At 69.3% G+C, this 10,249-nt stretch carries 11 protein-coding genes; 8 read left to right on the top strand and 3 right to left on the bottom strand.

What is annotated here, in order from left to right:
* Positions 1 to 243: 243 nt before the first annotated feature.
* Entirely contained in the window at positions 244 to 672 is a 429-nt protein-coding gene (locus tag ACWGIC_RS43540; protein WP_182890259.1) for a metallopeptidase family protein, read from the bottom strand.
* Positions 673 to 788: 116 nt separating this feature from the next.
* Between ACWGIC_RS43540 and ACWGIC_RS43535 the strand changes: the two genes are divergently transcribed.
* The 5 genes from ACWGIC_RS43535 (at position 789) to manA (ending at position 5,272) form a co-directional block, all read left to right on the top strand.
* Entirely contained in the window at positions 789 to 1,142 is a 354-nt protein-coding gene (locus tag ACWGIC_RS43535) for a DUF3499 domain-containing protein (protein ID WP_037718335.1), read from the top strand.
* Between the two features lie 75 nt (positions 1,143 to 1,217).
* Complete coding sequence (locus tag ACWGIC_RS43530; protein ID WP_452081804.1) at positions 1,218 to 2,573, top strand: phosphomannomutase/phosphoglucomutase; 1,356 nt, start codon at positions 1,218 to 1,220, stop codon at positions 2,571 to 2,573.
* Positions 2,574 to 2,641: 68 nt separating this feature from the next.
* Positions 2,642 to 2,869, top strand: coding sequence for a Trm112 family protein (locus ACWGIC_RS43525; protein ID WP_452081803.1), 228 nt, complete (start codon positions 2,642 to 2,644; stop codon positions 2,867 to 2,869).
* A 2-nt stretch (positions 2,870 to 2,871) separates the two neighbouring features.
* Positions 2,872 to 3,957, top strand: coding sequence for a hypothetical protein (locus ACWGIC_RS43520; RefSeq protein ID WP_452081802.1), 1,086 nt, complete (start codon positions 2,872 to 2,874; stop codon positions 3,955 to 3,957).
* A gap of 82 nt (positions 3,958 to 4,039) precedes the next feature.
* On the top strand, positions 4,040 to 5,272 hold the full coding sequence (manA, locus tag ACWGIC_RS43515; protein WP_452081805.1) for a mannose-6-phosphate isomerase, class I: 1,233 nt from the start codon (positions 4,040 to 4,042) through the stop codon (positions 5,270 to 5,272).
* A gap of 7 nt (positions 5,273 to 5,279) precedes the next feature.
* Here manA and ACWGIC_RS43510 read toward each other — a convergent pair whose 3' ends face one another.
* Positions 5,280 to 5,915: a nucleotidyl transferase AbiEii/AbiGii toxin family protein gene (locus ACWGIC_RS43510; RefSeq protein ID WP_452081801.1), complete on the bottom strand. Its 636-nt coding sequence runs from the start codon at positions 5,913 to 5,915 to the stop codon at positions 5,280 to 5,282.
* Entirely contained in the window at positions 5,912 to 6,430 is a 519-nt protein-coding gene (locus ACWGIC_RS43505) for a helix-turn-helix domain-containing protein (protein WP_452081800.1), read from the bottom strand. Before ACWGIC_RS43505 ends, ACWGIC_RS43510 begins: the two co-directional genes overlap by 4 nt.
* Positions 6,431 to 6,599: 169 nt before the next feature.
* Here ACWGIC_RS43505 and ACWGIC_RS43500 point away from each other — a divergent pair, with 169 nt between their 5' ends.
* The 3 genes from ACWGIC_RS43500 to ACWGIC_RS43490 all read left to right on the top strand — a co-directional run bounded on the left by ACWGIC_RS43500 (position 6,600) and on the right by ACWGIC_RS43490 (position 10,122).
* Positions 6,600 to 7,514 (top strand): cation diffusion facilitator family transporter, encoded by a 915-nt coding sequence (locus ACWGIC_RS43500; RefSeq protein WP_452081799.1) that lies wholly within the window; start codon positions 6,600 to 6,602, stop codon positions 7,512 to 7,514.
* Positions 7,515 to 7,592: 78 nt separating this feature from the next.
* Positions 7,593 to 9,137 (top strand): amino acid permease, encoded by a 1,545-nt coding sequence (locus ACWGIC_RS43495; RefSeq protein ID WP_452081798.1) that lies wholly within the window; start codon positions 7,593 to 7,595, stop codon positions 9,135 to 9,137.
* Positions 9,138 to 9,414: 277 nt separating this feature from the next.
* Complete coding sequence (locus ACWGIC_RS43490; protein WP_452081797.1) at positions 9,415 to 10,122, top strand: LPXTG cell wall anchor domain-containing protein; 708 nt, start codon at positions 9,415 to 9,417, stop codon at positions 10,120 to 10,122.
* Positions 10,123 to 10,249 lie beyond the last annotated feature (127 nt).

Here is a 10,249-nt window from a genome sequence, read left to right as displayed (position 1 = left end):
TGTCGCGGGGGGGGCCGCCCGCCCCGTCAACCACCTCGTGGCCCGGGCGGGCCCCCTTCTGCAAAACACATACCCACAAGGGGCCCCTCACGGACCTACAGAAACGGTCAGGAGGGCATCAACCGGGGCATTTCGGCTGGGTTGGAGTCCCGTGTGGACAGTCGGCAGGCCGGGGTCGCCCGGCTTAAGTCCCTGGCATTGGAATCCAGGTCCGTGAAGGGGCCCCTCACGGAACAGCCGAGGTCAGTCGCCTTCGATGACGTCTGGTTCTACGCCTAGGTAGCCGGCGACCTGCTCTACCAGGACGTCGTGCACTAGGTCTGCCAGCTCGGAGGGGTCTTTCGCGCGTGCTTCCAGCGGGCGCCGGTACAGCACGATCCGCGCGCGAGTGGGCAGGCCGGTTCGGTCGACCCCGGCCGGGACCAGGCGCGACAGCGGGACTGCGCCGTCGTGGAGTACGCCATCTGCCGGAGCGCGGCCGTCCATCCGGACTTCGGGTACGTCGTCGACCGCGACGTCCAGTTTCGTCAGTTCGTGCCGCCAGCGGGCCTCGATGGGCTCCAATGCGTCCAGTACCAGCGCGTCGAAGCGTTCCGCCCGGCTCGCGGCCGCGGGCAGGGACGCCGGATAGAGCGTCCCGCGCAGGCCCCGGCCGTGCCGGTCCCGCCGCATTCGCTGCCGTTGTCGGTAGTCACGAGCCGTCGCCACCGTCCAAGTCTATGCGGTCGCCAGGACAACGCGCGTGTCGCCGGTACTTCGCTTGCGGCGACGCGCTATCGTTTCGGATCGTGCGGAGCGTACGGAAATGTTCGCGAACGGGTTGCCTCGAACCCGCTGTCGCCACGCTCACGTATGCCTACCAGGACTCGACCGCGGTCGTCGGACCGCTGGCCACCGCTTCCGAACCGCATTCCTACGACCTGTGCGAGGCCCACGCGCTGCGCCTGACCGTCCCGAAGGGCTGGGAAGTCGTCCGCCACGAGGGGGCTTTCGCCGCGCCGGAGCAGTCCGCCGACGAGCTGACCGCGCTGGCCGAGGCCGTCCGCGAGGCCGGTCGCTCCGACGTCCCGCCCGCGCAGCCCGAGCCGGAAGGGCCCTCCGGCAGGCGCGGCCATCTGCGCGTCCTCCCGGGGCGCGCCTGAGCCGTCCTCCCGCCCGGTAGGCTTTCGCCCGCGGCGCGACTGGCGTCGCCACGAAACTAGCGGCGGGGAGAAGGCGTGCCAGACCTTTCGGGCATCGTGAAGGCCTACGACATTCGCGGCGTGGTCGGCGAGCAGCTCGACACCGCCCTCGTCCGGGACTTCGGGGCCGCGTTCGCGCTGCTCATCAAACCCGAGGCACCGGCCGTGGTGATCGGCCACGACATGCGCGATTCGTCGCCTGAGCTGTCCGCGGCGTTCGCCGACGGGGTGACCTCCCAGGGCCTCGACGTGGTCTCGATCGGCCTGGCCAGCACCGACCAGCTCTACTTCGCCTCCGGTTCGCTCAACCTGCCGGGCGCGATGTTCACCGCGAGCCACAACCCCGCGAAGTACAACGGCATCAAGATGTGCCGCGCCGGAGCTTCCCCGGTCGGGCAGGACACCGGCCTCGCGGAGATCCGCGACACCGTCGAGCAGGGCGTTCCCTCCTTCGACGGCCAGCGCGGCACCGTCTCCGAGCGCGACGTCCTCAGCGACTACGCCGCCTACCTGCGCAACCTCGTCGACCTTTCCGGCTCGCGGCCGCTCAAGGTCGTGGTCGACGCCGGGAACGGCATGGGCGGGCACACCGTCCCGACCGTTTTCGACGGGCTGCCGATCGAGATCGTGCCGATGTACTTCGAGCTCGACGGCACCTTCCCGAACCACGAGGCCAACCCGCTCGACCCGGCCAACATCGTGGACCTGCAGGCCAAGGTGCGCGAGGTCGGCGCGGACGCCGGGCTGGCGTTCGACGGCGACGCGGACCGCTGCTTCGTCGTGGACGAGCGCGGCGAGCCGGTGTCGCCGAGCGCGATCACCGCGCTGGTCGCGGTGCGCGAGCTGGCGAAGGAGCCGGGCGGCACGGTCATCCACAACCTGATCACGTCGAAGGGCGTGCCGGAGATCGTCTCCGAGCACGGCGGCAAGCCGGTGCGCACGCGGGTCGGGCACTCCTTCATCAAGGCCGAAATGGCTCGCACCGGTGCGATTTTCGGCGGGGAGCACTCCGCGCACTACTACTTCCGCGACTTCTGGCGCGCCGACACCGGCATGCTGGCCGCGCTGCACGTGCTCGCCGCGCTCGGCGAGCAGAACGGGCCGCTGTCCGCGCTCACCCAGGACTTCTCGCGCTACGCGGCGTCCGGCGAGATCAACTCGACGGTCAGCGACCAGGTCGCGCGGATGATCGCGGTGAAGGACGCGTACGCGGGCAAGTCCGGCGTCGAGATCGACGAGCTGGACGGCCTCACCGTGCAGCTGCCCGGCGGCGCGTGGTTCAACCTGCGCCCCTCCAACACCGAACCGCTGCTGCGGCTCAACGTGGAGGCCGCCGACCGGGCCGCGGTCGAGGCGCTCACCGCCGAGGTGCTCGCCCTTGTCCGGGCCTGACCGGCTGGCGCCGGATTGTGTCCGGAAGGCGCCCTCAACACCCCAACGACGAGTGGTATGGAGGAACTATGGCCATCACGCTTGACGCACAGCTGCTGGAGATCCTCGCGTGCCCGTCGCCGGATCACGCGCCGCTGCGCCCCGGCACCCCGGACGACGCCGAGGCCGACGCGCTGACCTGCACCGAATGCGGCCGGGTGTACCCGGTGCGCGACGGGATCCCGGTGCTGCTGCTCGACGAGGCGACACTGCCCGGCTCGAACGGACCCGGCGCTGACCACGGCGACAGTGCTTGACCATGCTTGACGATTCCCTGCTCGACGACTCCGCGCGGCTGGCCGACGCCGACCGCGCGGGGTTGCTGCGCGCCGCTGCGATGGCAGGCGCGCAGGTGCGGGCCACCGCCGAGGCGGCGGCCGAACTGGAGCTGAGCGAACGGCTGGACGTCGGGCGTCCGCGTTCGCTGGTGCTCATCGACCGGCCAGGGGTGAGCCGCACGCTCACCCGGCTGCTGGCGGCGCTGCTCGCGCCGGCGTGCCCGGTGCCGGTCGTGGTGGCCGAAGCGGTGCCGGCCTGGATCGGCGCGCTGGACGTAGTGTTCGCGCACACCGACGACGCGGGCGACCGCGAGCTGGCCGCTTCGCTGGAGCGCGCCGCTCGCTTCGGTGCGTCGGTGGTGCTGTCCGCGCCGGCGGAGGGGCCGGTCGCGGCGTCGGTGGCGGGCAAGGGCGTGCTGCTCGCGCCGCGCGTGCCGGTGCCGCCGGAGCTGGCTTTCCCGCGCGGGCTGGCAGCCGGGCTGCTCACCGCGAACGCGCTCGGCCTGCTGGTCGCGGACGTGCAGGCGCTCGCCGACCAGCTCGACCTCGAAGCGGAGAAGGACTACCTGGCGCGGGAGTCGTTCGCCAACCCGGCGAAGGCGCTCGCGCTGCGGGTCGCGGACCGGGTGCCGTTGCTGTGGGGGCTCGACCCGGTCGCGGTGGCGGTCGGCGAGCACGCGGCGCACGCGTTCGCCGCGCACGCCGCGCTGGTGTGTGACGTAGAGGACTACCGGCAAGCGCTGGCTCGACCCGCTTTGCGCCGCGTCGCACAATCAGGCGGCGCGGAGCGAGACATTTTCGCCGATCCGGACGACTCTCCTGGTGGAGTCGCGACGCGGGTGCTGCTGCTGTCGGTGCGGACCGGTCCGGCCACCGAGGCGGCCCGGTACCAAGCCGAGGAGTTCCTGCCCGGCGCGGACCTGATCGCGCCTGCCGAGGAGATCGAGGCCGACGAGATCGTCCGCGCCGCGGTGCTGGCGCTGCGGTTCGAACTGGCCGCGGTGTACCTGGGGCTGGCAGCGGGCAGCATCGGCGGGGCCGGGAGATACGAACCGGCCTCCGCCTGAGGGAGCAGGGGGGAACGCGGGCAGGCGGTTCCGCCGCCGCGTGCGTCGGCCCAGTGCCGACGGGAAGGATTGGGAGTTGACAGTGGAGCTGTTGCGCAACGCCGTACGGCCCTACGCCTGGGGATCGCGAACGGCCATCCCGCAGCTGCAGGGCCGTCCGGTGCCGGCGCCGCACCCCGAAGCCGAGCTGTGGATGGGAGCGCACCCGGGGGACCCGTCGCACGTGCTCGGCCCGGACGGCACCGAACTGAGCCTGCTCGAACTCGTCGACGCCGATCCGGTCGGCCAGCTCGGCGAGGACTGCGCGCGGCGCTGGGGCAACCGGCTGCCGTTCCTGCTGAAGATCCTCGCCGCGGAAGAACCGCTGTCGATGCAGGCGCACCCGTCGGCGGCACAGGCCGCGGAAGGACACGCCCGCGAGGAGAAGCTCGGCATCCCGCGCGACGCGGCGAACCGCAACTACCCGGACCCGACGGCGAAACCGGAGCTGGTCTGCGCGCTGACGGAGTTCCACGCGCTGGCCGGGTTCCGCGACCCGAACCGCACGGTCAAGCTGCTCAAGGCGATCGAGACGCCCGGGCTGGGCAAGTACACCGGCCTGCTGGAAGCCCAGCCGGACCCGGCCGGTCTGCGCGCGCTGTTCACCACGTGGATCACGCTGCCGCAGTCCGCGCTGGACGAACTGCTGCCGGAAGTGCTCGACGCGTGCGTCCGGCACGTCCAGGACCACGGCGAGTTCGCGACCGAATGCCGCACGATCCTGGAACTGGGCGAGACCCATCCGCGCGACGCCGGCGTGCTGGCCGCGCTGCTGCTCAACCGCCTGACCCTGCGCGCAGGCGAGGCGATCTACCTGCCCGCCGGCAACCTGCACCTGTACCTGCACGGCACCGCGGTGGAGATCCTGGCGAACTCGGACAACATCCTGCGCTGCGGCCTCACCCCGAAGCACGTGGACGTGCCGGAGCTGCTGCGCGTGGTCGACTTCGCGTGCGGGGAAATGCCGGTGCAGCACGGAGAATGCGCCGGCCGGCGGATGGCGGTGTACCACACGGACGCCCCGGAATTCGAACTGTCGCGCATGGAATGGGCGGCCGGCGACGACGCGGAGCTGGAGGTCGACTCGGCCGGGCCGCAGATCCTGCTGTGCACCGAAGGGGATCTTCTGGTGCTCGCTGCCGATGGGGAGCAGGTGGAACTGCGACGGGGGCAGTCGGTGTGGCTGCCCGCGGCGGATCCGGCGGTGCGGGTGCGGCCGTTGGGCGGGGAGCGGTCGCAGTTGTTCCGGGCTACCGCTGGGTCTTGCGAGTTGTGAGCGGACGCTAAGCGTTCAGTTCGGTGGACCAGGTCGCGAAGAAGCGGCGCAGCGCGGGGAGCTCGGAGGGCGCGATCGGCAGGTCCCGGTCTTCGAAGCGGGACAATGACCCGAGCATCTGCGCGAACACGGAGGTATCGAAGCCTGGATCCTGCTGAGCTGCCCGGGCCAGGAGCAGGTCTTTCGGGTAGGTGGCGGACAGCGCGTAGACGTCGGTGAAGTCACGCGCTTCGGCACGGTCGAAAAGTGCGACCACCTTCCGTCCCGCGAGTTCTTCCCGATCGAAGGTCGGGCCGAGAAACGACAGCGTCGGCGGGAGGCTCGGCCCCGCGTCGAGCGCGAGGTCCACAACCAGGTTCTCCGGCCCGCTCACGACCAGCCGGCAAAAGGTGCTGGCGTCGCGAATTCTGCTCACCCGCCAACCACGAGCCCGGGCGGCGGACTCGAACGCGTTCCGGGCAGCCGGCACATCTCCGTGCCCCGGGCTTGCGAAGAAGTCGAGATCCTGCGTAGGGCGGGTCGTTAACTGCTGTGCCAGCATCGCCGCGCCGCCGGCAAGCAGGAATCCGTCGCTTTGCGGTAGTTCAAAGAAGACTCGTGCGACAGCCACCTGGAACGAGGTCAGCCCTTCCGGCGCGGTCACGACGCAGCTACCGGCCGGACGCTCTCGATGACCGGAGCCCAGGCAGTTCGAACTCCCCGGGGAAGGACCAGTTCGTCCCATAGATCGATCAGCAACGCGCCGTCGATGTACTCCGCGATGTGTTCACTGGTGCCTTCCCGCAGCACGATCTCGTAGACCCGAGCCCGCTCCGCGCGTACGGCGAGGTCAAAGCTGCGTTCCGGTTCTGACCAGTTGAGTTCGATCGGCAGAACAACCCTCGCGAAGGCTTTCGCGAGGGGCAGCCGGGGCAGGCTGCTGGGTACCGAGATCGAGCGGCCGCTGGTCGTGTGCTCGTGGAAAAGAAGCTGCGGTTCGAGGGCAAGCGTGAAGCCCGCCCCGGCGAGCAGGCGGATGATGGTGTCGACAGTGGGCGACTTCTTGCCCCGCTCGTACGCGGACAGGGTGGGGCGCGAAGTGCCTGCTCGCTGAGCCAACTCCTGCTGGCTCAGCTCAGCCGCCCTACGTGCTGTCGTGAGCAGTTCAGCTGTGTGCATCGTCTTCCTCTTCGCTGCCGATAGGTATCCGATAGGATACCATTGCGAAGGTATTTGATCGGATACTAAGCCGAGGTCGCGCAGGCAGGGTGACAGCCCAGCGCTTCCCGCCGCCAAGCCTCCTCTAGGCTCCCACCGGGCAATTCGGGCGCGGAGCAGGGAGCGGGAAGTGTCAGCTGGCGGGGGAACCAAGGCGATCATCGCGGCGCTCGCCGCCAACGCCGGGATCGCGGTGGCCAAGTTCGTCGGCTTCCTGGTCACCGGGTCGTCGTCGATGCTGGCGGAGGCGGTGCACTCGCTGGCCGACACGTCGAACCAGGGGCTGCTGCTGCTCGGGCAGAAGACGTCCAAACGGCGCGCCACCCGGGAGCATCCGTTCGGCTACGGCCGGGACCGGTACTTCTACTCGTTCATCGTCGCGCTCATGCTCTTCACGCTCGGCGCGGCGTTCGCGCTGTACGAGGGCATTCACAAGATCATCGAGCCGCAGCCGCTGGACACGCCGGTCGTCGCGGTGGTCATTCTGGTCGTCGCGATCTGCCTCGAGGGCTACAGCTTCCTCACCGCGATGGGCGAATCGCGCAAGATCAAGGGCAACGCGAGCTGGTGGCGGTTCATCCGCCAGGCCAAGGAGCCCGAACTCCCGGTCGTGCTGCTGGAGGACTCCGGCGCGCTGCTCGGTCTCGTGTTCGCGCTGCTCGGCGTCGGGCTGTCGGTGCTGACCGGCGACCCGGTGTTCGACGGCATCGGCACTGTCTTCATCGGGGTGTTGCTCGGCGTCATCGCGATCATCCTGATCATCGAGATGAAGAGCCTGCTGATCGGCGAGGGCGCGACCGACACCGATCTCGCGACCATTGTGGACGAACTGGCGGCGGGCAAGGTCGAGCGCGTCATCCACATCCGCACCCAGTACCTCGGCCCGGACGAGCTGCTCGTCGCCGCGAAGCTCGCGCTCGTGCCCGGGCTCGACACCGCCGCGATCGCCACCGCGATCGACGAGGCCGAGGCCCGCGTGCGCGCGAAGGTCCCCGTCGCGACGCTGATTTACCTGGAACCCGACCTCGACCGCGAGACGCGCTGACTGTCCGGACAGCTGGCGCCCAACTGACACGCTAGGGTGGCGCCCGGTCCCCACGAAGGTCACCGCAGGAGGTCAACGTTGCCCGGCACTGGGTTGTGGCGCACCAAGTCAATCGAGCAGTCCATTTCGGACACCGATGAACCGGAGACGAAACTCCGCAGGAACCTGAGCGCGTGGGACCTCACGGTCTTCGGCGTCGCGGTGGTCATCGGCGCCGGCATCTTCACGCTCACCGCGCGCACGGCGGGCGACTTCGCCGGGCCGTCGGTGTCCGTCGCGTTCGTGATCGCGGCGATCGCCTGTGCGCTCGCGGCGTTGTGCTACGCCGAATTCGCTTCGACCGTCCCGGTCGCGGGCAGCGCGTACACGTTCTCCTACGCCACCTTCGGCGAGTTCATGGCGTGGATCATCGGCTGGGACCTGATCCTGGAGCTGGCGGTCGGTGCCGCCGCGGTCGCCAAGGGCTGGTCGTCTTATCTGCAGACGGTGCTGGGGTACCTCTTCGGCAAGGGCGCCAAGACGTCGATCGATCTCGGCGGCGGCTTCGCCATCGACTGGGGCGCGTTCATCGTCGTCGCGGTGCTGGTGCTGCTGCTGGTGCTCGGCACGAAGCTGTCGTCGCGGTTCTCGATGGTGATCACCGGCATCAAGGTCGCCGTCGTGCTGTTCGTGGTCATCCTCGGCTTTTTCTACATCAAAGCCAGCAACTACACGCCGTTCGTCCCCGAGGGCAAACCGGCCGGCTCCGGGGAAAGCGGTGTCGACCAGTCACTGTTCTCGCTCATCGCGGGCGGCGGCAGCAGCTCCTTCGGCATTTTCGGCCTGCTGGCAGGCGCGTCGATCGTGTTCTTCGCGTTCATCGGGTTCGACATCGTCGCCACCACCGCGGAGGAGACCCGCAACCCGCAGAAGGCCGTTCCGCGCGGCATTTTCGGCTCGCTGGCGATCGTGACCGTCCTGTACGTCGCGGTGTCGCTCGTGGTCGTCGGCATGGTGCCCTACACCGACCTGTCGACTTCGGCGGGCGACGGCAGCCACAAGACGCTCGCCACCGCGTTCTCCGCGAACGGCGTGGACTGGGCCGCGAACATCATCTCCGTCGGCGCGCTGGCCGGGCTGACCACCGTCGTCATGGTCCTGATGCTCGGCCAGGTGCGGATCATCTTCGCGATGTCCCGCGACGGGCTCATGCCGCGTTCGCTGGCCAAGACGAGCGACCGCGGGACGCCGAAGCGCGCGACGATCGTGGTCGGCGCGCTGGTCGCGGCGGGCGCGACGTTCTTCCCGGCGGACAAGCTCGAGGAAATGGTCAACGTCGGCACGCTGTTCGCGTTCATTCTCGTGTCCGCGGGCGTGCTGGTGCTGCGCAAGACCCGCCCGGACCTGACGCGCGCGTTCCGCGTGCCGGGCGTGTGGGTCATCGCGCCGCTGGCGATCCTGGCCTGCCTGTGGCTGATGCTGAACCTGACCGTGCTGACCTGGCTGCGGTTCATCGTCTGGATGGTGGTCGGCGTGGTCATCTACTTCGCCTACAGCCGGCGGCATTCGCTGCTCGGGAAGCGGCAGTCGGGCGTCGCACAGGGCGGAGCGGTGTCAGAACCCGCGCCGCCGGTCGCCGACTGACCTGTTTTCGCTGCTCAGCGGCCCGTCGCCCAGGTTGGGCGGCGGGCCGTTTCGCGTGCGTGGTCACGGACGCGCAACTCGCGGATTTCGGTTCGGGCGGCGACTCGAACCCAGGGTGATCGGGCAACTGCGGGTGCGATACTCTCCGCGTCGTCTCCCTCTGATGGGTTAATCACTCTCGGGTAATTCGCGAGAACAGTGGTCGGGGTTCCTACGGAGGGTCGTGGTTTTCGCATGTGCTGTCCCCCGTACGGATTTTCCTTCGAGGAGTAACTCCATGCCCTTCCCCACCAAACTTCGCGCCGGGTTCGCCGTTGCGGCGGTCGCCGGACTCGCGATGCTCGGCACCGCGACCTCGGCGCTCGCCTGCACCACTGGCGACGACCGCGGGCACCCGGTCCCCGGCACGAAGATCACCGACTGCAGCAAGGTCGAAGGTGTCAGCGGCAGCAAGCTGGACCAGGGTGACGTCAAGTTCACCGGCGGCGTCGGCGAGAAGTCGCTGACGATCACCGAGACCGCCGAGGGCGTGACGGTCCAGGCGATCGTCGTCGTCGGCGGCGATGACGGGCACTCGGTTTACGTGCCGGGGAAGAAGAAGCTGCCCAAGGACGCGCCTTGGAAGGACCTGGTCGCGCCGCACAACTACGACGGGTCGCAGCCGAAGATCGACCGCTGGTTCGCGTGCGGGGTGAAGACCGCGCCGACCAAGCCGCCGGTTACCGAGACGCCGACTTCGCCGTCCAAGCCGACTTCTTCTGCGCCGTCTGCTTCGCCTACTGCGGTGCCGTCCAGTGCTAGTGCTGCGCCTACTACGACCAGTGCTCCGGCTGCGGTTCCGGCTGGGAATCAGAACGGGACCGGCGGCGGGTTGGCCAACACCGGGTTCGACAACGCTTGGCTGTTTTGGATTGCCGGGGTGTTGATTGTTGCTGGTGGTGGGTTGCTGGTGCTGCTGAAGGTTCGGCGGCGCGGGACTAACTGAGCTGGCCGGGGTGGCTCGTCGCCTGGCGGCGACATTGCGCCCCGGTGAGTTGGGGGCACCCCGAAGCTGATTGTGACGACGGACGGCGGGTGCTTGTCAAGGCGGGAAAGATGCCTTGACAAGCACC

This window comes from Amycolatopsis sp. NPDC054798, assembly GCF_053611505.1.
The sequence above is the reverse complement of the archived record's forward strand: the minus strand, read 5'-3'. Positions and strand labels throughout refer to the sequence as shown.

Coding starts and splice junctions, on each gene's coding strand:
- ACWGIC_RS43525 (WP_452081803.1), top strand. CDS start 2,642: ATGGCCATCACGCTTGACGCACAGCTGCTGGAGATCCTCGCGTGCCCG.
- ACWGIC_RS43490 (WP_452081797.1), top strand. CDS start 9,415: ATGCCCTTCCCCACCAAACTTCGCGCCGGGTTCGCCGTTGCGGCGGTC.
- ACWGIC_RS43505 (WP_452081800.1), bottom strand. CDS start 6,430: ATGCACACAGCTGAACTGCTCACGACAGCACGTAGGGCGGCTGAGCTG.
- ACWGIC_RS43520 (WP_452081802.1), top strand. CDS start 2,872: ATGCTTGACGATTCCCTGCTCGACGACTCCGCGCGGCTGGCCGACGCC.
- ACWGIC_RS43540 (WP_182890259.1), bottom strand. CDS start 672: ATGCGGCGGGACCGGCACGGCCGGGGCCTGCGCGGGACGCTCTATCCG.